The 21,601-nt window shown below is 69.3% G+C and carries 22 protein-coding genes and 1 tRNA gene; 13 read left to right on the top strand and 10 right to left on the bottom strand.

Annotated elements, in window-relative coordinates; genetic code table 11:
- Positions 1 to 140: 140 nt before the first annotated feature.
- Positions 141 to 1,151, top strand: coding sequence for a CehA/McbA family metallohydrolase (locus ABZ459_RS24485; RefSeq protein WP_357974227.1), 1,011 nt, complete (start codon positions 141 to 143; stop codon positions 1,149 to 1,151).
- A 222-nt stretch (positions 1,152 to 1,373) separates the two neighbouring features.
- On the opposite strand, the gene ABZ459_RS24480 is transcribed toward ABZ459_RS24485, so the two are convergent.
- Together ABZ459_RS24480 and ABZ459_RS24475 are read right to left on the bottom strand one after the other, a co-directional pair.
- The gene (locus ABZ459_RS24480; RefSeq protein ID WP_357974224.1) at positions 1,374 to 2,804 is read right to left on the bottom strand and encodes a M20/M25/M40 family metallo-hydrolase; all 1,431 of its coding nucleotides are present in this window, start codon (positions 2,802 to 2,804) and stop codon (positions 1,374 to 1,376) included.
- Between the two features lie 341 nt (positions 2,805 to 3,145).
- Complete coding sequence (locus ABZ459_RS24475) at positions 3,146 to 3,670, bottom strand: DUF6461 domain-containing protein (protein WP_357974221.1); 525 nt, start codon at positions 3,668 to 3,670, stop codon at positions 3,146 to 3,148.
- A gap of 505 nt (positions 3,671 to 4,175) precedes the next feature.
- On the opposite strand from ABZ459_RS24475, the gene ABZ459_RS24470 reads away from it, so the two are divergent.
- From ABZ459_RS24470 to ABZ459_RS24460, 3 genes are all read left to right on the top strand, one after another.
- On the top strand, positions 4,176 to 4,307 hold the full coding sequence (locus tag ABZ459_RS24470; RefSeq protein WP_357974218.1) for a hypothetical protein: 132 nt from the start codon (positions 4,176 to 4,178) through the stop codon (positions 4,305 to 4,307).
- Between the two features lie 26 nt (positions 4,308 to 4,333).
- Positions 4,334 to 4,615 (top strand): hypothetical protein, encoded by a 282-nt coding sequence (locus ABZ459_RS24465; RefSeq protein ID WP_357974215.1) that lies wholly within the window; start codon positions 4,334 to 4,336, stop codon positions 4,613 to 4,615.
- Positions 4,616 to 4,713: 98 nt separating this feature from the next.
- Entirely contained in the window at positions 4,714 to 5,226 is a 513-nt protein-coding gene (locus tag ABZ459_RS24460) for a DUF6461 domain-containing protein (protein WP_357974212.1), read from the top strand.
- Between the two features lie 166 nt (positions 5,227 to 5,392).
- Here the strand turns inward: ABZ459_RS24460 and ABZ459_RS24455 are convergent, their stop codons facing one another.
- The gene (locus tag ABZ459_RS24455; protein WP_357974209.1) at positions 5,393 to 5,983 is read right to left on the bottom strand and encodes a hypothetical protein; all 591 of its coding nucleotides are present in this window, start codon (positions 5,981 to 5,983) and stop codon (positions 5,393 to 5,395) included.
- A gap of 269 nt (positions 5,984 to 6,252) precedes the next feature.
- Between ABZ459_RS24455 and ABZ459_RS24450 the strand changes: the two genes are divergently transcribed.
- The 3 genes from ABZ459_RS24450 to ABZ459_RS24440 all read left to right on the top strand — a co-directional run bounded on the left by ABZ459_RS24450 (position 6,253) and on the right by ABZ459_RS24440 (position 7,890).
- Positions 6,253 to 6,984, top strand: a complete 732-nt coding sequence (locus ABZ459_RS24450) for a class I SAM-dependent methyltransferase (RefSeq protein WP_357974206.1) — start codon at positions 6,253 to 6,255, stop codon at positions 6,982 to 6,984.
- 83 nt (positions 6,985 to 7,067) lie between these two features.
- Positions 7,068 to 7,325 (top strand): hypothetical protein, encoded by a 258-nt coding sequence (locus ABZ459_RS24445; RefSeq protein WP_357974203.1) that lies wholly within the window; start codon positions 7,068 to 7,070, stop codon positions 7,323 to 7,325.
- Positions 7,326 to 7,578: 253 nt separating this feature from the next.
- Positions 7,579 to 7,890, top strand: coding sequence for an immunity 53 family protein (locus tag ABZ459_RS24440; protein WP_357974200.1), 312 nt, complete (start codon positions 7,579 to 7,581; stop codon positions 7,888 to 7,890).
- A gap of 355 nt (positions 7,891 to 8,245) precedes the next feature.
- Here ABZ459_RS24440 and ABZ459_RS24435 read toward each other — a convergent pair whose 3' ends face one another.
- From ABZ459_RS24435 to ABZ459_RS24420, 4 genes are all read right to left on the bottom strand, one after another.
- Complete coding sequence (locus ABZ459_RS24435) at positions 8,246 to 8,842, bottom strand: DUF6461 domain-containing protein (protein ID WP_357974196.1); 597 nt, start codon at positions 8,840 to 8,842, stop codon at positions 8,246 to 8,248.
- 440 nt (positions 8,843 to 9,282) lie between these two features.
- Positions 9,283 to 9,355: transfer RNA gene (locus tag ABZ459_RS24430), tRNA-Ala, on the bottom strand.
- A 15-nt stretch (positions 9,356 to 9,370) separates the two neighbouring features.
- Complete coding sequence (locus tag ABZ459_RS24425; protein ID WP_357974193.1) at positions 9,371 to 10,099, bottom strand: HAD-IA family hydrolase; 729 nt, start codon at positions 10,097 to 10,099, stop codon at positions 9,371 to 9,373.
- Between the two features lie 15 nt (positions 10,100 to 10,114).
- Positions 10,115 to 10,234 carry a DLW-39 family protein gene (locus ABZ459_RS24420; protein ID WP_013130296.1) on the bottom strand — a complete coding sequence of 40 codons (120 nt, stop codon included), beginning with the start codon at positions 10,232 to 10,234 and terminating at the stop codon, positions 10,115 to 10,117.
- Between the two features lie 792 nt (positions 10,235 to 11,026).
- On the opposite strand from ABZ459_RS24420, the gene ABZ459_RS24415 reads away from it, so the two are divergent.
- Genes ABZ459_RS24415 through ABZ459_RS24405 form a run of 3 tightly spaced genes read left to right on the top strand, consistent with a single transcriptional unit; the run spans position 11,027 to position 14,434 of the window.
- Entirely contained in the window at positions 11,027 to 11,239 is a 213-nt protein-coding gene (locus ABZ459_RS24415) for a heavy-metal-associated domain-containing protein (protein WP_352323852.1), read from the top strand.
- Complete coding sequence (locus ABZ459_RS24410; protein WP_357974190.1) at positions 11,236 to 12,192, top strand: hypothetical protein; 957 nt, start codon at positions 11,236 to 11,238, stop codon at positions 12,190 to 12,192. The genes ABZ459_RS24415 and ABZ459_RS24410 overlap by 4 nt, the downstream gene beginning before the upstream one ends.
- Positions 12,193 to 12,220: 28 nt before the next feature.
- Positions 12,221 to 14,434 carry a heavy metal translocating P-type ATPase gene (locus ABZ459_RS24405; RefSeq protein WP_357974187.1) on the top strand — a complete coding sequence of 738 codons (2,214 nt, stop codon included), beginning with the start codon at positions 12,221 to 12,223 and terminating at the stop codon, positions 14,432 to 14,434.
- A gap of 40 nt (positions 14,435 to 14,474) precedes the next feature.
- Here the strand turns inward: ABZ459_RS24405 and ABZ459_RS24400 are convergent, their stop codons facing one another.
- Both ABZ459_RS24400 and ABZ459_RS24395 read right to left on the bottom strand, forming a co-directional pair.
- Positions 14,475 to 15,638 (bottom strand): MFS transporter, encoded by a 1,164-nt coding sequence (locus tag ABZ459_RS24400; protein ID WP_357974184.1) that lies wholly within the window; start codon positions 15,636 to 15,638, stop codon positions 14,475 to 14,477.
- Positions 15,635 to 16,084, bottom strand: a complete 450-nt coding sequence (locus ABZ459_RS24395) for a carboxymuconolactone decarboxylase family protein (RefSeq protein ID WP_357974181.1) — start codon at positions 16,082 to 16,084, stop codon at positions 15,635 to 15,637. The genes ABZ459_RS24400 and ABZ459_RS24395 overlap by 4 nt, the downstream gene beginning before the upstream one ends.
- Before the next feature lie 67 nt (positions 16,085 to 16,151).
- Between ABZ459_RS24395 and ABZ459_RS24390 the strand changes: the two genes are divergently transcribed.
- Entirely contained in the window at positions 16,152 to 17,549 is a 1,398-nt protein-coding gene (locus tag ABZ459_RS24390; RefSeq protein ID WP_357974178.1) for a PLP-dependent aminotransferase family protein, read from the top strand.
- Here ABZ459_RS24390 and ABZ459_RS24385 read toward each other — a convergent pair.
- Positions 17,543 to 18,061: a universal stress protein gene (locus ABZ459_RS24385; RefSeq protein WP_357974175.1), complete on the bottom strand. Its 519-nt coding sequence runs from the start codon at positions 18,059 to 18,061 to the stop codon at positions 17,543 to 17,545. The two genes, ABZ459_RS24390 and ABZ459_RS24385, sit on opposite strands and share 7 nt — an antisense overlap.
- Before the next feature lie 111 nt (positions 18,062 to 18,172).
- Between ABZ459_RS24385 and ABZ459_RS24380 the strand changes: the two genes are divergently transcribed.
- Entirely contained in the window at positions 18,173 to 21,370 is a 3,198-nt protein-coding gene (locus tag ABZ459_RS24380) for a BTAD domain-containing putative transcriptional regulator (RefSeq protein WP_357974172.1), read from the top strand.
- Between the two features lie 35 nt (positions 21,371 to 21,405).
- Positions 21,406 to 21,567: a hypothetical protein gene (locus ABZ459_RS24375; protein ID WP_185844989.1), complete on the top strand. Its 162-nt coding sequence runs from the start codon at positions 21,406 to 21,408 to the stop codon at positions 21,565 to 21,567.
- Positions 21,568 to 21,601 lie beyond the last annotated feature (34 nt).

The raw sequence follows: 21,601 nt of genomic DNA, 5'->3' as shown, positions 1-21,601 counted from the left end.
GGGTACTTCCTGGGGGCTGGCATCGCGTGTGATTCTCCCTTCCGCCAGCACGATCATGCTGGCTTCAGGGTCTCCAAGAAAGTCGGAGCGGTTCACCTCGTACTTGTGGTTCTCTCCTGTGCAGTGAATACGCTGCCGGGATGGTCACGGACTACGGGATGTCGGGGTCGCAGTTCTCGCCGAGGCGGGTAGCTGGTCAGGGGCGTGGCTGGTATCGAGGTGACTGCCATGTGCATTCGGTTCTCTCGAACGGTGGAGAGCTGACGCCGGAGCAGCTTGCGGCCGGAGCTCGTGCGGCGGGGCTGGACTTCATCGCGACCACGGAGCACAACACCGCAGATGCGCATGGCGTGTGGGGTTCGCTCGTCGGCGACGACTTGCTGGTGATCATCGGCCAGGAAGTCACCAGCCGAACCGGGCACTGGCTGGCGCTCGGCATCGATCCGGGGCAGGTGGTCGACTGGCGGTACGGCGTCCGCGACGACTTGATCGGCAAGCATCTGGATCGGGTGCATGAGGCCGGTGGGCTGTGCGTGGCGGCCCACCTGCACGCGCCGTACCCCTCTGGTGTCTTCATGTACCCGTTCGAGGGATTTGATGTGGTGGAGGTGTGGAACGGGCTGTGGATCTCCGATGAGCCTTGGCAGGCGGACAACGCGGCAGCACTGGCCGAATGGGGCCGCAGCCTGGCCGTCGACATCCGCCATGGACGGTGGCGACCGGCGATGGGCAACAGCGACACCCATCTGGAGGGCCAGATCGGCAGACCGCACACCGTCGTGCTGGCCGAGGAATTGAGTTCTGACGCAGTCCTCGCCGGCATCCGTGCCGGCCGGAGCTGGGTCGCCGAATCGGCCACGGTTGAGCTGTCGCTCCAGGTCTCCGCCGGCGACGGCAGTGCCGACATCGGGGGGCGGCTGGATACCCACGGCGAACCGGCTGTGGTCCGGGTGAACGTCTGTGGTGTGCCGTCCGGCACCGTCAGCTTTCACACCGATCGAGGGACGGTGCACCGCGCACCCTTGCCAGGCGATGGATCAGGCGTCTTGGAGTGGCATACCAACGCGGAGGAATCGGCGTTCGTCCGCATTGAGGTGCGTCATCCCGACGAACACATGGCGGCGCTCACCAACCCCATCACCCTGACCTGAACGGCCGAAAGGACAGCGCGCCCTTGGAGCGGGCGACGGTGATCGGACCCGCACCGTTCAGGATCGGCCCCAAGACCGCACGCCCGGACGGCGGGCGGGCGGAGGGCCGGAGGTACGGCGGCGCGGCGCGCCGCAGACTGGTGAAGCTCACCCCGTCCAGCGCGCCGAGCCGGGCGGGGTGTCGGCCCGGATGCCGCCGTTCAGGCGTCATGACGGATGGGGTCAGGCAGGCCCACCGGCGCGTGCGTGCGCGTCGAGGAGGTGTGCGACCGCTTCGGTCACCTGTACGGCGAACGGGATGTGCAGCCATTCGTCCGGCACGTGCACGTTCGAGTCCGCACCGAGCGCGCCTGTGACGACGAACTGCGCCTGCGGATACCGCCTGCCGAGCATCTCCATGAAGGGGATCCCGCCGCCGATGCCCATGCTCTGGCACGGCTTCCCGAACACGCGATCACCGACCTGCCGCAACGCCGAGGCCAGCCAGGGGGCCGGCGCCGGCGCGTGCCAGCCGTTCAGGACCATGAAGTCGCCGACCTCGACCTGCGCCCCGTACGGCACGTCGGTGGTGAGGATCTTCTCCAGCGCGGCCCGCGCCGCCTCGGCGTCGGCCGAGGGAGGCAGGCGGAAGCTCAGCCGGACGGAGGTCCAGGGCCGCAGCACGGCGCCCGCCACCGCGGGGTCCGGAAGCCCGCCGGCGCCGGTCACGGACAGGGTCGGCCGCCAGGTGTTGTTGAGGACGAGCTCGACGTCGTCGTCGGAGACTCGCCGCATTTCCGGCAGCAGCGGGAGCCGGGGCACGGCGACCTCCGGATGGAGCGCGACGAGCTCCGCCGCCTCCATGCGCCGTTCGTCCGGGATGGGCACCACCATCTCGGGCACCTTGACCTCGCCGGTCTCCGGGTCCTCCACCCGATCGAGCAGCTGGCGCATGACACGGAACGAGCTCGGCACGATGCCGCTCCCGAGCCCGGAGTGGATGCCCGTCTCGAGGACGCGCACCGTGACGGTCGCCTGCACCGCGCCGCGCAGGCTGGAGGTCAGCCACAGCCGCTCGTAGTCTCCGCCGCCCGCGTCCAGGCAGACCACCAGCGACACCTCGCCGAGCCGGTCGGCGAGATGCTCCAGGTACGCGGGCAGGTCCGGGCTGCCGGACTCCTCGCCGGTCTCCAGTAGCAGGACCGCCCTGGCGTGTTCGCCGCCTGCCCCGCGTAGGGCCTCCAGCGCGGTGGTGGCGGCGTAGCCCGAGTACCCGTCGTCGGCGGCACCGCGGCCATAGAGCCGGTCGTCGCGGATCACTGCCTGCCACGGGCCCAGGCCCTCCGACCAGTCACCCAACGGCGGCTGCTTGTCGAGGTGCCCGTACAGCAGGACGGTCCCGGTGGCCGCCGCGCCCGGCGTCGCGGGCACGTCCACGAACAGGAGCGGGGCGCGGCCGTCGAGCTGCAAGACGTCGCACCGCGCGCCGTGCAGGCCCCGCGACGCCACCCAGCCCCGCACGTGCTCGACGGCGGCCCGCAGATGACCATGCTCCTCCCAGGCGGCGTCGTAGGCGGACGACACGGCGGGAATCTCGATCAACCCGGAGAGGCTGGGCAGCACGTCCGTCGCCCAGGCCTCACTGATCGATTCGCGAAGTCTCTGATGGTCCATGCGGCAATACTGGCGCAAAACACGATGTACCCGGCCCACGTCCAGGTGCTTGTCCTCGGGCTTCGGCTTGGCGAAGCACTCGGGCTGCGCTGGGAAGACGTCGATCTCGACCAGGCCGGGATGACTATCGGGAACGAAGCCCTGGACTTTCGATCACCCCCAACCAGCCACGGTGGCCAGCCATCCACAGGCGATCGTGAGTGCTGTATCAACTGCCGACAGTTCTACAGCTCGTGACCGTTGTGCTTGAAGGACGGCCTTCTCCCGGCGCCAGAACGATCTCTCGCCACAATGAGATCCATTACACGTGTATTGCACGGCAGGTCGCCGGGTCGGAACCTTCAGTCGATCGACCCGACAATGGGCTCCGCCTCGTAGTGAGTCGGTGTCAGGGCGACCCCAGTGGCCCGTGCGGCCAGCGCAATGGCGAGAGCAGTGGAAGTCCGCGAGTCGGCCTCTCCGACCAGCGGTATGCCCAGCTCTCGCATATGAACCAGCAGGCGATCAGGATCGCTGCCGTTCCGATCGCTGGGGAAGAACGGCTCGAATTCCGTGACCACCACTCCATCGACGGAGTAGACGAAATGCTCGTCCACGGTGCTGCCTGTAATGACTCTCGCCATCTCCGTACTCCGGGAGAGGGTCTCTGGGAGCGGCTGGCAATGGTAGTCAATCAGGACCGCTCCTCCGTCTCCCGTGTAGGCGGCAATGCCCACCTCTCGGGAGGTGTCACCGCGAGTGGCGCCGATCCGGCGCAACGCTTCCCCGGGAGACATGCCTCGCACGAACGTCACGCCGATCAGGTCGCTGTCCTTCTGATACTCCTCAACCAGCCACGCGTAATCCATCGGCGATGCGCCGCCCATTGCTTGTCCCCTTCGCCCCAGCCTGGACAATGCCCCTTTCGGGACAGGCATGGGCAGCAGCCATACCTCGGTAGGACAGCCGGGCGCGCCGCCCATTCCTGAGCTGGCGCCTGTACCTGTGACTGCCTCGGCTTGGGAACGGACCGCAACAACCCTGCTCGGTGAGCTGTGCTGAGGTACGAAGCACGGATCGTCGATCCCCCCGACCACGCACAGCGGCCAGCCATGCCGCGGCGATCGTAGGGGCTGCAGTTGCGCGACCACGGGCGGCGGCAACGGGATCCGTACCGCAGGGCCGCCAGGCCCGAGGAACGGAAGCGCCGCGGCAGCCTGACCTTCCGCTTTTCAGGCGGAGCAACCGCCCTGGGCTGTGGCGAAGACCCTAGTCAGAGGTGGTTGGACGGTGGTCGAAGTGAGCCCGTGTGCGGGGACGTTGCTGTCAGCGCTGCTGCCACCACTTCGCCGGGACCTGCTAGATCGTCCCGGTCCGTAAGACTATGTCCTCATGTCAGTGACCGAATTCGCCGGTGTGACCAAGGACAAGCATCGTGGCATCACTTCCAGGGGAGGGCTGTACGAGTTCTGGACCGAGGAGGGTGCCCACGTCTACCTTCACGACACCGACTTGGGCGCCTGACCTACAAGCTCGGCAGGCCGCCGACGTTGGAACTGGAGTTCATCTACGCCCCAAAGTGGACTCCATCCGAACTGTCGAAGACGCCTGTCGTGGTCTTTCGGTTCGAAGACGTCCGCCTCGTCGAATGGATCGAGGACCAGGAGGGCCATGACTGTGTGGCCGCCTCCCCTGATGCCCCGCCGGGGCAGGTCGGGCAGTTCGACTGGGACGGCACCGACATGTTCACCCTGGACACCGTCATACTGCGCTTGATCTTTCACGCGCCGCGAGCAGCGGTGACCGTACATGCTGTCCACCAACGTCCATGACAGTCCAGGACCGTTGTTAGCAGCTCCGTTAGCAGGAGCGGATCTCAACCCTCACGTGCCATCATCTCCATGATCTGGTCCGAGAGAACAGGATCCCCATGAGCGGCTACGACTGGCTCGATGACGACGCGTTCTGCGTGACCTTCGTCCGCGGTCTCACCCCGCACGAGGCGCTGGCCCGCCTTGGCATTGACGTGTTCGACGGGGATGACGAGGAAGGCGATTTCGAGGAAGGGCTCATCTGCGCCCGGCCGGCCGATGGCGGGACCATTCTGAGCGAGTGGAACGGCTTCGCCGGCACGCTGCCCGAGGTGCTGCGGCCCTTGTCGGCGGAGACGATCACGGCGAGCGTCTTCGTCAACGTGAACAGGGTCGCGTCCTTCGACCATTACGCCGACGGTCGCAACATCCTGACCTTCGATCCGCTGTTCGGCGGCGGTGAGGACGGCATCCCGGAGGACTTCCTGGCCGACCGGATCGAGCTCGGGCTGGCCGGCGACAAGTCGGAGGGCGGTCTCGCCGCTGCGCTGCTGCTGGCTGAGCGCATCACCGAGGTGCGGCCGAACGCGTCAAGTGACGTGGTGGCCGCCCATGGCGTTCTCGAGTACTGAGGCACCTTGCTGTCGGCCACCGCAAACGCCGCAGATCAACGACGCAACCCAACCGCCTTGGCAGCTCGGATCTTGCCCGTCCGGATCGGTTCGACCTGGACCTGCGAACGCGGCTGGTTTGCCTGGAACGGCGTGGGACGGTGCTGGATTGCAGCTAGAGCCGCAACTAGGGAGCGGTCACCACGGGCGGCATTACCTCGATGATGCGGGCTGTTCCGCTGGGCGGTCGCATCTCGTGCATAGTGATCACGTCACTCGGTTTGACGTGCCGCCAGTGTTCAGGGGTCAGAGGAACAAGTCGCACAGGCGCGCACTCTCCCGGTTCCAGCGGAGTACGACCCTCCATCCAGAGGGAGGCGATACTGACCGACAGCTCACCCTCAGGCGTGCGCTGCCCGATATCCCACATCGGTCGAAGCCCTTTACCCGGAAGTATCGGCCTCTTGCGACCTCCTTCCTCGGTCGGCAAGAGGCAGAGCTCAGCCCGGAGAACACCGTTCCGGGCCTCGCCGCATCGCCACTCGTACCAGGAGACGTACCACTCAAGCCACATCACCCGGGCGGCATCAGCCAGCAGACCCCAGAACTCGGGCGGCTGAGGGCATGCGTCGCCGAGCTCCTCAAGCAAAAGAAGGACCATCTCCCATTCACCGTGTTCCAGGTACTCCAGCGCATCGGAGACGCCGGCACCGGCCTCGGATCGGAGGTGGGAGGAGCAGAACTGAGCGGCCTTCAACAGCAAGGCATCCAGGTCCACCCCCTGATTGTGACAGGCTCTCGAACTCTGAACCTACGGACCAAAGATCCAGTTCGGGCCATTCCAGATCGTTCAACGCAGGTCAGAGGGCATGGGCGGTCTATCCTGAATAGCTGTGAACGACCCTGTATTGCAACCAAAACTGCAACCCTGGGCGGACCGCTGAGGTCGCTTTCGGACTGGGAGTTTGTTTCCCGCAGTGTCTCACTCATGCCCGCGGCTTCAGATATTCGATTGGCAGCGACTGAGGGTCTGGCGATACTGCGGTGATGTTCACAGATGCTGATGCCGCCGCCTTGTACGACCTGATCAACCCGTCGGACGCAACGCGGTATCCCAGCGATGCGCTCTACAACGAGCTGGTGATGGCTGCGGATGCCGTGCTGGATGTGGGTTGCGGTACCGGCAGCATGTTGCACCAAGCTCGCGAGCTCGGTCATCGGGGACGGCTTGTCGGGCTGGACCCGGACCCTGCTGCACTAGATCGGGCAAGGCGACGCTCGGACATCGAGTGGGTTGCCGGCGTTGCGGCGGACGCATCCTGGAATCGAGAGTTCGACCTGGTGATTATGGCCAGCAACGCTTTCCAGTGCTTGGTGAGCGATAGGGAGCTGTCCGCGTCGTTGGTCGCGATCAGAAGGGCACTACGTGACGGCGGCCGGTTCGCCTTCGACACGCGTAACCCTCAGGTGCGCGAGTGGGAGGAGTGGAAGCCGTCGAACGCCAGCGATGTCGTGGATGGAAACGGTCGTACGCTTCGCGTGTCACACCATGTCGAGTCGGTGGTCGACGATGTGGTAACGCTTACCGAAACCACCAGTGCGCAGGACGGTACCGTCCTGCGCGTCGATCGGGCGAGCCTGCGATTCCTGGATGTATCGAAGCTTGGCGCGTTTCTGCACGAGGCGGGCTTCGAGATCGAGGCGCAGTACGGCGGCTGGAAACATGAGGTCGTCTCCGCTGCCAGCCGTTCGATCGTCACGATCGCGCGTCAGGCCTAATGCCGCACCTTCTGGCGATTCACGGCTTCGTGGTGCCGCCGATCTCTACCCTTCCAGTGCCAACGCTCGTAGCGTCAGCAGTCATGGCAGACGTCGTGATGTGGGTGAAGCCTACGAACGCGAGAATCACAACCCAGACTCAGAGGGATACAAGGGCCTCTGCGGCTGGCACGGGGACCTCCGGCCGGGGACCGTGCCCGCATAAGCCGTACGCGAGCGTGAAACTCAACTACGCGGACTACCAGCCGGTACAGTCGGCCTGCGTCAAGGCCCTTGAGGAGATCTCACAGCGTTACGGCTTCCCCATCCCGCAACAGCAGGGCGAGCGTGTAGACGATTGACGCCGTAACTGTATTTAGCAGCTGTACAAGCTCGAAAAGGCCACTTCCCGATCATAGGAAGTGGCCTTTACCTGTAGTGGAGCCTAGGAGATTCGAACTCTTGACATCCTGCTTGAAAAGACGGATGCCGATCTTGATCCACCAGCGGAAACGCAGATCAGCGTACTGATCGGGTTCACCATAACCCCCCGCTATCCCCCCTTGCTCCCCGTCCCCTCGGGCACGCGACGGGCACAGCTGACAGACTCAGCGCATGATCCCTGACGCACTCGGCTTCCTTCAGTCTTGGTACGCCTCCTGCTGCGATGGCGACTGGGAGCACGGCTACGGCGTGAAGATCGGCACGCTGGACAACCCGGGATGGCACTTGAAGATCAACCTTGTCGATACGCCCCTCGCAGGGACCCCGCTGGATCGCCTAGTAGTTGAGCGGACTGACGATGACTGGCTACAAGTCTGGAGCGATGGCAACCACTTCCAAGGAGCATGCGGCCCCCTCAACCTGGGTGAGGTGTTGGAGGCGTTTCGGGACTTCGCTGGCGGCGCTGCCTCGCCTTCCCACTGATGCTTCCATCAACGTCGCCCCGCCTCAGAAGTGCGCCTCAGCCCGGACCTGCGGATCAAAGAAGACGATTCGATCAAGCTCCAAGCCGCTGGCCTGCGCGTACGGTGTCCAAAGACGTTCGCCGGAGTCCGCCTGGCTTCGTCTCTTGGCTGTACAGCCAAGGCGCCATCAGTTTGGGCAGTCCTTCGAAATCGTGCCCGCTGAGCTCGGAAACGTTGGCTGTTCACGAACAGGCTCCGCCTGCCGCGGAGGGAGTAATGCCTTGGTCGCTTGCCGCATGAGAAGTGATCGTTTTATGGACTCTGCCGAGGGCAGTTCTGCACGACCGGGGCGAGATGTGCCACGTGGGTGGACGTCAGGCAAGTTCCGGTGCGCCTCCATGCTCAGGCGAGTAGTAGTGAGCGATGGACGCGTACAAGGGCATCGATTGCAGGTGCCGACGTTCAAGGCGAACGCCCGTACGGTGTTCGGCAAAGGCGAGTGCGGCTTCGAGATGACGCTCGATGAACCCGTTGCCGGGATCTTGGGAGCCGGGGATCATGTCGAGGTATTCGCCGTCGAGAAGTTGGTCGTCTGGGTGGCGGGTGGGAGTGTAACCCCGGTACTTGGGGTCGAACCTGGCGCGCGTCTGGCCGTGGACGACGTGGAGAAACGTGGCTTTCCAGTTTACGTTGCGCACGACGCTGGTGATGACCGCGTCGGCCGACAAGTCGCAAACCACGTCTCGCATGATGCCGGCGTAGCCTCCCCACTCGATCATGATGGTTCCTCCTGGTGCAGGCCCAACATCGATGCCGCCTGGGCCGATGTAATCGGGGTCGTCCACCGCGTGAAGGCGGCGCAGCACTTCCTGGGGGGCGAGTGCCTTCACGAAGGTGAAGCAGAAGCCGGAGTCGAAGCGGTGACTGAACTCCTCTAACCAGCGATAGTCATTTGCCGTCACACCGTTCATAGCCTTCTCATTCGCTTGGTAGATCGGATCAATTCCATATGTCTCTAACTCGATCAGATAATGATCTTGCATGTCCGTGGCGTCCGGTAATCTCGCTATCCACGGTGGCCGCTGAGCCCGGGGGAGGAACGAACCCTGGATCGTCAACCGCCCCCAGCAACCTGCAGTGGCCAGCCATGCTGTGGCGATCGTAAGGGCTGCATCTGTGTGGCGGCACGGCGCTGGCGTCGGCACCTCCATCCGGGAACTGATGGCCCGCATGGGCCACTCCAACACCCGCGCCGCCCTCATCTACCAGCACTCCACCGACGAACGCCAACGCGAAGTGGCACGCAAGCTCGACGAACTGGCAAGTGGCGCCTCGACACATCGGGCACGGCCCCAGAGCAAGGCCCACAACAATCAAAAGCCCAGGCCGATGACCTGGGCTTTTGTATGAGTGGAGCCTAGGAGATTCGAACTCCTGACATCCTGCTTGCAAAGCAGGCGCTCTGCCAACTGAGCTAAGGCCCCTTCGACGAAGATAGCTTACCGGGCCGGGGAAGCCACCCGCGTCGTCCCGAGGTCGTCGCTCAGCACCAGGCCTGGGAAGTCCGCGAGGGAGTCCAGGATGTGCGTGGCGCCGCCCTTGAGCAACCGTTCTCTGCTGTGCACGCCGGTCATCAGCCCCGCCACCACGGAGGCCCCGGCCCGGCGCCCGCAGAGCATGTCGCTCTCCGAGTCGCCGACGACCGCCACGTGCCGTACGTCCGCCACGCCGAGTCGCAGCACGGCGTGCAGGACCATGTCCGGCCAGGGACGGCCGCGGCCGCCCGCGTCCTCCGGGGAGATGGCCAGGTCGACCTTGTCGTGCCAGCCGAGGACGCCGAGCACGCGGCTGAGCGTCGTACGGCTGAACCCGGTGATCAGGGCGAGCTTGACCCCGGTGCCGCGGAGTTTGTCGAGCACCTCCAGGACCCCGGGCACGGGCTCCAGTCCGGCACGTTCCAGCGCACCCTCGTAGGAGCGCTCGAACGTCAGGTTCGCCGCCTGGGCCTGGGCCTCGTTGCCGGGGAAGATGCCCCGGAAGACATCGATCTTGGGACAGCCCCGGGACCGGTGCACGTGAACCATGGCACGCGCGTACGCTCCGGTCCCGGGCACTATGCCCTGGGTGGCGATCGCCTCGGCGAAGGCGCGCTCGACCATGGCGATGTCACCGACTGTGGTGCCTGCCAGGTCCAGGCACGCCAGCTCGATGGGGACGACGTCACTCATCGCCTCGCCGGTCGGTTAGTTCTCGCTGCCGGTCGCCTCGGTCCAGAGATCGAGCTCGGCGCGGTCGGCCTGCACCTTACGCCAGATCAGCAATCCCCCAAGGGCGACCAGCGCCAGAACGAGCAGCTTCTTCACGGTGTGACCCCACTTCTTCGACGGTCTCACCTGCCGGGGTGAGACCCAACGGTTGACATGCAGCCTAGCAAGGGATGGCTGCGCTCCTTGTGTTGCGCACGAACCTGATGTGCGGCTTGTGCGTAGAACGAGCCTTCAGCTCGGCCTGGATCACCCCTTCGACCCCGGCCAGTATCCATCCCGTCCTGGGCAATCTGCCAATCACTTCGGACAACATCCCGATCATGCCAAATATCCGGACGTCCTGCGCGCGCGGCATACCCCCGCAGGTATCTTACGTTCCCGCCGCCGCCCAGTTCATGAGAATCATGGACGCGTCCGTCAGCGGCGTCGCTTTGCCGAGGATGTGACGCGAACTCGGCTTCTCGGCCGGCGGGCTGCGGTGGATGTCCAACGCCTACGTCACGACTTCGGCGGTTTGCTGCTGAGCGGGCGGCTGTCCGACCTGTTCGGGGCACGCGGGGTGTCCGTCGCCGGACGGGTTTTGCTGATCGGCCCGTCCATGATGGCCGCTGCACCTGGGACGGCGCACGGTACAGGGCGTCGACGTCAACACGATCTACCGGGCCGGGGACACCGCCGAGGATCAGCGTCGAAGGGCCGGCGGTTTCCGGGTCGCCTTCGCGGGCACCGCGGTGGTGGCCGTCATCGGTGCGACGCGCCCACCACGCTGAGGCACAAGCCGCCCGGACGCGAAACCGTGAGCTGAATCTCACACCCACCGGAATACCCTAGGGGGGTACCGTGTTAGAGTATTCGGCAGGAACCTGAACCACGTTGAAGGAGACCGTAATGAGCACCGCCACCTACACCGTCAAGGGCATGACCTGCGGCCACTGCGTGAGCTCGGTGAAGGAGGAGGTCGGTGGCGTGGCCGGCGTCACCGGCGTCGAGGTCGACCTGGCCAGCGGCCGGCTCACCGTGACCAGCGAGAGCCAGGTCGAGGAGTCCCAGATCGCCTCCGCGGTCGAGGAAGCCGGATACGAACTGGTCGGACAGTCATGAACACGGCCGCCAAACTCGGCTCCTACGCCCTGGGGCTCGCCGTCGTCTTCGGCGGGGCCCTGGGCGTGGGCCGGGCGGTCGGCCCGGTGGCCGAGGAACAGCCGACGCAGAGCCACGCCGCCATGGAGAAGGGCCAAGATGCCCTGAAAGGCCGAGAGGGCCGAGAGGGCCAAGACGGCCAGGAGCACGAGGCGCCGGAGCAGGCGTCCAGTGACACCCCCGGGGGGCTGCAAGTGTCGCAGAACGGATACACCCTCAACCCGCTGACCCCGATCGAGACCGGCAAGGCCACCGACTTCCGCTTCGCGGTGACCGGCCCGAACGGCCGTCCGGTGACCGACTACCAGGTGGAGCACGACAAGAAGCTGCACTTCATCGTGGTCTCCCGCGACCTGACGACCTTCCTCCACCTGCATCCGGAGATGACGCCCGACGGCATCTGGTCGGTCGGGCTGACGCTGTCGGAGGCGGGGGCGTACCGGGCCTTCGCCGACTTCGCCCCGACCGGCGGCGAGAAGCTGACGCTCGGCGCCGACCTGCAGGCCGCCGGCGACTACCGGCCGAAGCCGCTGCCCGAGGCGAGCCGCTCCTCGAAGGTCGGCGACTACACTGTGAGCCTCGACGGAGACCTGGTCCCCGGGCGGGCGAGCAGGCTCACCCTCTCGGTGAGCAAAGACGGCGAGCCGGTCACCGACCTGCAGCCCTACCTGGGCGCGTACGGACACCTGGTCGCCCTCCGCGCCGGTGACCTGGCCTACCTGCACGTGCACCCGGAGCAGAGCGAGAAGGCCGGTCCGCAGATCACCTTCTACGCCGAGGTGCCGAGCATCGGCGACTACCGGCTGTTCCTCGACTTCAAGCACGGGGACGAGGTCCGTACCGCGGACTTCACCGTGCGCGCCACGCAGGGCGCCGCGGCCGCCGCGGAACCGTCGGCCCCCCACGGCCACTGAACACCGAGACGTTGAGAAAGGAGAGGTGATGTCTTCCCTCATCGAGGAAAAGGCCGTCGAACTCGCGATCGGCGGAATGACGTGCGCGTCCTGCGCCAACCGCATCGAGCGCAAGCTGAACAAGCTTGACGGCGTGACCGCGACGGTCAACTACGCGACGGAGAAGGCGAAGGTCACCTTTCCCGACGGGCTCGACCCCCAGGCGCTGATCAGCGAGGTGGAGAAGGCCGGCTACACCGCCGCGCTCCCGGTCGCCAAGGAGCGGGAAGAGCAGGCCGGGCAGGCCGAGCCCGCCGACGAGCTGCGTCCGCTGCGCGACCGGCTGATCGCCGCCGTCACGCTGAGCGTGCCGGTGATCGCGATGGCGATGGTCCCGGCGCTGCAGTTCACGAACTGGCAGTGGTTGTCGCTGGTGCTGGCCGCGCCGGTCGTGGTCTACGCGGGCTGGCCGTTCCACAAGGCCGCCTGGACGAACCTGCGCCACGGCGCCGCGACCATGGACACGCTGATCTCCATCGGCACGCTGGCCGCGCTCGGCTGGTCGCTGTGGGCGCTGTTCTTCGGCACGGCGGGCACGCCGGGCATGACGCACCCGTTCGAGCTGACCATCGAGCGCACCGACGGCTCGGGCAACATCTACCTGGAGGCCGCGGCGGGGGTGACCGCGTTCATCCTGGCCGGGCGCTACTTCGAGTCGCGTTCAAAGCGGCGGGCGGGGGCCGCGCTGCGGGCCCTGATGGAGCTGGGCGCCAAGGACGTCGAGCTGGCCGACGGGCGGCGGGTGCCGGTCGAGCAGCTCAAGGCGGGCGACACGTTCGTCGTGCGGCCGGGTGAGAAGATCGCGACCGACGGCGTGATCGAGGAGGGCACCTCCGCGGTCGACGCCTCGATGCTGACCGGTGAGTCCGTGCCCGTCGAGGTGCGTCCCGGCGACGCCGTGACCGGCGCGACCGTGAACGCGGGCGGCCGGTTGGTGGTGCGGGCCACCCGGGTCGGCGCGGACACGCAGCTCGCCCAGATGGCCAAGCTGGTCGAGGACGCCCAGACGGGCAAGGCCGAGGTGCAGCGGCTGGCCGACCGCGTGTCGGGCATCTTCGTGCCGATCGTGATCGCGCTGGCCCTGGGCACCCTGGGCTTCTGGCTCGGCACCGGCAACGGCGCGGGGGCCGCGTTCACCGCCGCGGTGGCCGTGCTGATCATCGCCTGCCCGTGCGCGCTCGGCCTGGCCACGCCCACGGCGCTGCTGGTCGGCACCGGCCGGGGCGCGCAGCTCGGCATCCTGATCAAGGGTCCGGAAGTGCTGGAGTCCACCCGCCGCATCGACACCATCGTCCTGGACAAGACCGGCACGGTCACCGAGGGCAAGATGACGCTGGTCGGCGTGCACCTGGCCGAGGGCGAGAGCCGCGAGGAGGTGCTGCGGCTGGCCGGCGCCATCGAGCACGCCTCCGAGCACCCGATCGCCCAGGCCATCGCCAGGGAGGCGAACTCCGACGCGACCGTGGAGGACTTCGCCAACGTCGAGGGCCTCGGCGTGCAGGGCATCGTGGACGGGCACGCGGTCCTGGTGGGCCGGCCGAGGCTGCTGGCCGAGTGGTCGCAGCACCTGCCCGCCGGCCTGGCGGCCACCCTTGAGGAGGAGCAGGCGAAGGGCCGCACGGTGGTCGCGGCCGGCTGGGACGGCAAGGCCAGGGCGCTGCTGGTGGTGTCCGACGTGGTCAAGGAGACCAGCGCGGAGGCCATCGCCAGGCTGCGCACGCTGGGCCTCACCCCGGTCCTGCTGACCGGCGACAACGAGGCCGTCGCCCGGCAGGTCGCGGACGAGGTCGGCATCGACGAGGTGATCGCCGAGGTGCTGCCCGCCGACAAGGTGGACGTGGTCAAGCGGCTGCAGTCGGAGGGCAAGGTCGTGGCGATGGCCGGCGACGGCGTCAACGACGCGGCCGCGCTCGCCCAGGCCGACCTGGGCCTGGCCATGGGCACCGGCACCGACGCCGCCATCGAGGCGTCCGACCTGACCCTGGTCAGGGGCGACCTGCTGGTGGCCGCCGACGCGATCAGGCTCTCCCGCCGGACGCTCGGCACGATCAAGGGCAACCTGTTCTGGGCCTTCGCCTACAACGTGGCCGCCCTGCCGCTGGCCGCCCTCGGCCTGCTCAACCCGATGATCGCGGGGGCCGCGATGGCCTTCTCCAGCGTGTTCGTGGTCAGCAACAGCCTGCGGCTACGCCGCTTCAAGTAAGCGCCAAGGCCCTACGCCGGTTCGAGTGACCGCCAAGGCCCTACGCCGGTTCGAGTGATCGCTGAGCCCATCTGACGGCCGGTGCCATCGCGGCGCCGGCCGTCATGAACGCCAGCCCCAGCAGCAACCAGCCCACGGTCCCGCCGTCGAGCACGAGCGTGGTGAGCACGGCCGGGCCGAGCATCCTCGCCACGGCCGTGCCGGTGCCGAAGAAGCCCTGGTACTGGCCCTGCCTGTCGTCGGGGGCCAGACCGAAGCCGATCTCCCAGGACCCCGCGGCCAGCAGCATCTCCCCCGCGACCTGCAGACAACCCGCCGCGATCAGGAAGACCCAGCCGTACGGGCTGAGGGCGAACACCGCGCACGCGGCGAACAGCACGACACCCGCCCGGCGCACGGCCGTGGACGCGTCCCGCAGGTCGTGCACCCGGCGGGCCACGCGTACCTGGAAGAGCAGCACGCTGCCGGTGTTGAGCACGAGCAGCACCGAGACCAGCCAGGCGGGCCCGGACGTGCGCTGCGCGATCCACAGCGGCACCACGAGGCTGAGCAGCGGCATGTAGAACAGCATCACCGCGTTGATCATCGTGACCAGCGCGTACGGCCGGTCCCTGAGCACGGCCAGCCGCGGCCCCGGCGCGGCGGGCGCGGGCCGCACGGCGGGCAGCCGGAGCAGGACCAGCGCGGCCACCAGGAAGCTCAGGGCGTCGAGCGTGAACACCGCGACGTATCCGGCACGGGTGCCGACGGCCAGCGCGACGCCGCCCAGCGCGGCCCCCACGGCCATGCCGCCGTTGAGCGTGGACTGCAGCACCGCCCGCACGACCGTGCGGCGCGCCGGCTCGACCAGCCCGGCCAGCAGGGCCTGCCGGGCCGCCGACAGCCCGGTCTGCGCGGTTCCGTAGACGCAGGCGACCAGCAGGAACAGCGCGAACGAGCGGACGAACACGAACGAGCCGGCCGCCACCGCGGTCGTGAGCGCGAGCAGCACCGCCACGCCGCGCGGCCCCCGCCGGTCGGCCAGGTGCCCGAGCGGCACCCCCGCCACCGAGCCGACCGCCCAGCCCAGCGTGAGGCCGAGGCCGATCTCGGTGGCCGACAGCCCCACGACGTCGGCGAAGTAGAGCGCCGAGGTGACCAGGTACGCGCCGTCGCCGATGGAGTTGGCGAGCTGCGCGGCGGCGAGGACCCGCTGGGTTCTCATGACTTGTATGACTCCGGGGTCATCCGGGTGGCGACGCCCATCCTGTTCCAGGCGTTGATGGTGGCCACGGCCACGGTCAGCGCGGCCAGCTGCTGCTCGTCGAAGTGCGCGGCGGCCTGCGCCCAGACCTCGTCGGTGACGTCGTCGGTGGACAGGCGGGTGGCGGCCTCGGTGAAGGCCAGCGCGGCGCGTTCCTGCGGGGTGAAGAAGGGCGCCTCGCGCCAGACGGCCACGGCGTGCAGCCTGGCGTCGCTCTCCCCCGCCTGCTTGGCGTCGGTGCTGTGCATGTCCACGCAGTAGACGCAGCCGTTGATCTGGCTGGCGCGCAGCCGTACGAGTTCGAGGAGGGGCTTGGGGAGGGTGCTCTGTGCCACGAACCGGTCCAGTCCGGCCATCGCCCTGTAGGCCTCGCCGGCGAACTTCCCGAGTTCCATGCGTTCGGTCATGTGCCCATTTTGGCCGCCCTCTTGTCCCGATATAAGCTCCAATTTCCGCCAAGTTGATTGGGCCAAGTTGGACGTTCACATCAGCCTCCGAGGGCGCGGTGACCTGGCCGCACAGGTCTACCGGCAGCTGCTCGACGCCATACTCGACGGGCGCCTGCGCTCGGGCGAGCGGCTGCCGCCGACCAGGGAGCTGGCCGGCCGGCTGGAGATCTCCAGGAACACGGTGGCGGTGGCCTACGACCGGCTGGTGGCCGACGGCTTCCTGGTCGGCCGGGCGGGGGCGGGCACGTTCGTGTCGGCCGAGCCGGTGCGCGGCCGGGCCGCGCCCAAGGGGGTGGTCAGGCCGCGGGCGTTCTGGCGGGAGCTCGGGGCGACCGTCCGGGTGCCGCCCGCCCGGTACGACTTCCGCGTCGGCGTGCCGGACGCGCGGCTGTTCCCGATGGAGACCTGGCGCAGGCTGGTGGCCAGGGAGCTCAGGGTGGGCCTGGCGACGTACGAGGATTCGTCCGGCTATGAGCCTCTACGTGATGCTATTTCGCGTCATATCGGGATCAGTCGGTCGGTTCATGCGGGGCCCGACGACGTCCTGATCACCAACGGCGCTCAGCAGGCCCTCGACCTCGTCGGACGCGTCCTCATCGAGCCCGGCACGACCGTCGCCGTCGAGGAGCCCGGCTACCCGCCCGCCCGCCGATTGTTCAGCTCCCTCGGCGCCCGCGTGATCGGCGTGCCCGTGGACGCCGAGGGCCTGGACGTGGCGGCCATCCCCCGCTCGGCGAGCCTGGTCTACGTCACGCCCTCGCACCAGTTCCCGCTGGGCACGCCCATGTCGCTGGCCCGCCGCGCCGCCCTGCTCGCCTGGGCCGAGCGCCGCGCCGCCGTGGTGATCGAGGACGACTACGACAGCGAGTTCCGCTTCGGTGAACGTCCGCTCGAACCCCTGCAGAGCCTTGACCGGTCGGGCCGGGTGATCTACGTGGGCTCGTTCTCCAAGACCCTGCTGCCCATGCTCAGGCTCGGCTTCCTCGTCGCCCCCGCCTCGCTCGGCCCGGCCCTGCGCGCCGCGCGGCAGCTCTCCGACTGGCACGGCGACGTGCCCACGCAGGCCGCCCTGGCCCGTTTCATCGACGAGGGCCTGCTGGCCAGGCACATCAGGAAGGCGACCCGCGAGTACGCCGCCCGGCACGACCTGGTCACCGCGACGCTGGCCGGGGACGAGCGGCTGCGCCTGATCCCGTCCGCCGCGGGCCTGCACGTGTGCGCCCGCCTGGCCCCCGGCGTGTCCCTGGGCCCCGTGCCGGACCTGGCCGTCGAGCAGCTCGACGCCTACTGCGGCGAGACCCCGGCACAGCCGGGCCTGGTCCTCGGTTACGGCGCGATCGGGCCGCACGACATCGTCCCGGGCCTGCGCCTGCTCACCGACAACCTGAAGACGACCGACCTGAAGACGGCGCCCGGTCAGTAGTTGCGCCGGCTCCAGAACCGCCGCGCCCGCTCGCCCGACAGCTCCGGATCGTCCGGCGGCGAGGGCTGCTGCACGATGACGACGGTCGTCTTGGCGTGACGGGCGCAGTACATGCTGGTGGAGGGCAGCAGGATCCTGCTGAGCAGCCGGCGCCGGCCCCGGCCGAGCACCAGCAGGTCGCCCTCGCGGGCCAGATCGACGAGGTGGTAGCCGGGGTCGCCGACCTTGCTGAGCGTCGCCACGCGCAGGTCGTCGGGCACGCCCCCGGCGACGTCCTCGAACACGCCCGCGATCACCTCCGCGCAGCGAGACTCCTCGCCCTGCCGGATCGCGTGCTGCACGGGCAGCGCCTCGGGAAAGGGATGGACGGGCGCACGACTGACGTGAACGGCCACCAGAGCCATCCGGTGCAGCCTGGCCGCGCCGATGGCCCAGGCGAGTGCCCAACGCGAGGCCGGGGACTCGTCCACCCCCACGATCAGCCTCACACCGCCAGGCAGATCCTGTTCCACGGTGCCTCCTGGAAATGAAGTACGACCATAGTGCGCCAACCGGCCAGTTACCGGGAGGTGGCACTTTGCGAACTCTGGAGTCCCCCGCGAGCCCGGGCGTAGCATGCGGGGGTGGAACGAGGGTGGGTGCAACCCCGTCCCGCCCTCGACCGGCGGCTCGACGGGGCGCTTACGCACAGGCTCACCACGCTCGTGGCCTCTACAGGCTACGGGAAGTCGATCGCGCTCGCCGGGTGGAGCCACGCCGTGGGCGGCGTTCTGCACCTGCTCGGGCCCGCCGACCGCGACCTGCCGACGCTGGCGGGCTCGGTGGCGTCGGCGCTGGCCGAGGCCGTCCCGGGGTTGCCCGCCGACCTGCTGGCCGCGGCCGGGGCGCCGCTCGGCCCCGGCGCCGACGAGCTGTCCAGGGCCGCCGCGCTGGCGGGCGCGCTGGCCGAGGCGCTGGCCCGGCGGCTGACCAGGGGGCTGGCGCTGGTCTTCGACGGCGTCGACGCGATCACCGGCGCGCCCGGCTCGGTGCGTTACGTCGAGACGCTGGTCCGCGCCGCGCCCCGGCACCTGCACCTGGTCACCGCCTCACGGGCGCCGCTGCCGTTCCCGACGGCCCGGCTGCGCCAGGACCACGAGGTGCTCGACCTCGACGCCACCGACCTCGCGCTCACCCCGTCCGAGACCGCCGCCTGGGCCAGGGAGCGGCTGGGCGAGCAGGGGGCCGGCATCGCCGCCAGGCTGCACGAGGCGTGCGCGGGGTGGCCGGCCGCCGTCCAGGCCGCCCTTGACACGCTGGCCCGCGAGGAGCCGGCGAGCTGGCCGCGTACCGCGGCGAGCCTGGCCGCCAACTCGGCCACGCTCGAACACCTGACGCTCGCCGCGTTCAAGGACCTGCCGGCGGGCATGCGGGAGCTGCTGCGCGCGGCGACCGTCCTGCCGGTGCTGACCGCCGGCCTGGCCGCCACGCTCGGCGCGCCGCCCGACACGCTCGCGGCCCTGACCAGCCGCGGCCTGTTCATCGAGGCCGACCAGGACGGCCACCGGCTGACCTCGACCAGCAGGCACGTCCTGGCCAGGCACGCCCCGCTCGACCGGCACGAGGCCCACGACGTGGCCGCGGTCGCCGCCCGCTGGTACGTCGAGCACGACCAGCCCGAGCTGGCCCTGCGCGCCGCCGTCGCGACCGCCCACCCCGACCTCGCCGCGTCGCTGCTCAACTCCCACGGCCCCCGCCTGGCCGAACGCGGCGACGTGATCGCGGCGCTCGACCTGCTGCCCGAGCAGGCCAGAGGCTCGCCGCCGATGCTCAGGCTGGCCGGCATCGCCGAGCAGAACCGCGGCCACTGGACCCGCGCCCACGACCTGCTGGCCCGCGTCGCCGACGGCCCCGCCTTCGACGCGTTCGTGGCCAGGCGGCTCGGCTTCATCGACCACCTGCGCGGCGACCTCGACGCCGCCATGACGATGTACGCCAAGGGTCACGCCTACGGCTCGCCGCCCGCCGACGCCGCCATGTGCGCCGCCTCCATGGCCTCGGTGCTGTGGCTGAAGGGCGACCGGGCGGGCTGCGCCGAGCTGGCCGACCGGGCGCTGGAGCAGGCCGGCGGCCTCGGCGACCCCGGCGCGCTGGCGATGGCCAACACGGTGCTGGCCATGCTCGCCGCCCTCGACGGCGACCGCCGCGCCAACGACGCCTATTACCTGCGCGCGCTGGAGTACGCCGAACGCGCCGGCGACGTCGTCCAGCTCATCAGGATCCGGGCCAACCGGGCCTCCCGCCATCTGGACGAGGGCGCCTACGCCGAGGCGCTGGCCGAGACGGAGGCCGCGAGCAGGCTGTGCGACCTGGTGTCGTTCGCGCCGTACGCCGCGCTCAACGTGGCCAACCGGGCCAAGGCGCTGGTCGGGCTCGGCCGGCTGGAGGAGTCGGCGATCGACGCCGCCGACGCGGTGGCCAGGTGGGAGGCGATGGGGTCGCGGCTGGTCAGCGTCGGGCTGGTCCGGCTGGGCGAGATCCACGCGCTGCGCGGCGACCGCGGGCAGGCGGCCGCCGTCTACCGCCGGGTGATCGCCGAGACCGGCCCGCTGGGCGAGGTGCAGACCCGCTCCAACGCGCTCAACGCGCTGGCCGAGCTGCTGGCCGAGGACGATCCCGAGGAGGCGTCCGAGGTGGCCGAGCAGGCGCTCGCGCATGCCGGCGGCATCGCCGGGGTCTCCGCGCGGGTGGCCGCGGCGCACGTGGCCCTGGCCGCCGGCCGTCGCGAGGAGGCCGCCCGGCTGGTCGGCGAGACCTTGCCGATCGCCGTGGAGCGCAGGGACCACGCGGCCCAGGCCGTGCTGCACGAGCTGCGCGCCCGGCTCGACGGCGATCCCGCGCAGGCCGACGAGGCGGTGCGCAGGTGGGCGGCGCTCGGCGACCCGATCGCGCGGGCCAGGGCCGAGCTGGTGCGGGCGGCCCTGTCCGACCCGGTGAGCGGGGGTGAGGTGGCCGTACGGGTGCGCGAGCGGATGCACGAGATCGGCTGCCGGGCGCTCGACGACCGGATCGACGAGCTGATCGCCCGCGCGGCGCCCGCGCCGGGGGCGGCGGTGGTGATCGAGACCATGGGAACGTTCCGGGTGCTGCGCGGCGCGGTGCCGGTCCCGCGTACGGCCTGGCAGTCACGTAAGGCCCGCGACCTGCTCAAGATCCTGGTCAGCCGCCGGGGCGGCGCGATCAGCAGGGAGCGGCTGGTGGAGATCCTGTGGCCCGAGCAGCGGGACGACGCGGTCGGGCTGCGGCGGCTCAACGTCATGGTGTCCACGCTGCGCGCGGTGCTCGACCCGGCCCACGAACGGCCCGCCGACGACGTCGTGGTCTCCGAGGAGGGCGCGCTGCGCCTGGACCTGGCGCACGCCGACGTCGACGTGGAGCGCTTCCTCGACCTGACCGCCGGAGCCGTACGCCTGGAGCAGGCCGGCCGCGCCGCCGAGGCGCTGGAGCGTTGGACGGCGGCCGAGAGCGCGTACGGCGGCGAGTTCTGCGAGGAGGACCCCTACGCCGACTGGGCGGTGGGCCTGCGCGAACAGGCGCGGCTGGCCTACGTGCAGGCGGCCGCCCGGCTGGCCGCGGCGCGCACCCGCGAGCGGCGCTACGACGAGGCCGCCCGCTACTGGCTGCGCCTGCTGGAGCGCGACGGCTACGACGAGCGCGCCCACCTGGGCCTGGTGCGCGTGCTCGACCTGGCGGGCCGGCGCGGCGACGCCCGCAGGCGTTACCACCTCTACGCCGAGCGCATGCGGGAGCTGGAGGTCGAACCCGCGCCCTACCCCACCTGAACCAGACCTGAACCGTCCGGGGTGATGGTGATCCGATGAGGACGGTCATCGTACGGCTGGTCGAGCCCGAGCAATCCGGCGGCCAGCTCCGCGGGCTGCTCGAAGAGGTGGGGGGCGAGCCGGTGCCGTTCAGCGGGGCCGACGCCGTGATCACCCTGTTGCTGAACGCGGCCGGCCTGAACCGCGATCCCGCCTGAACCTCGCGCGAACCTCGGCTCGCCACCATCTGTG

This window comes from Nonomuraea sp. NPDC005692, assembly GCF_040631115.1.
Taxonomy (GTDB): domain Bacteria; phylum Actinomycetota; class Actinomycetes; order Streptosporangiales; family Streptosporangiaceae; genus Nonomuraea.
Note: the sequence above shows the minus strand (reverse complement) of the source record. Positions and strands in the feature narration are given on the sequence as shown.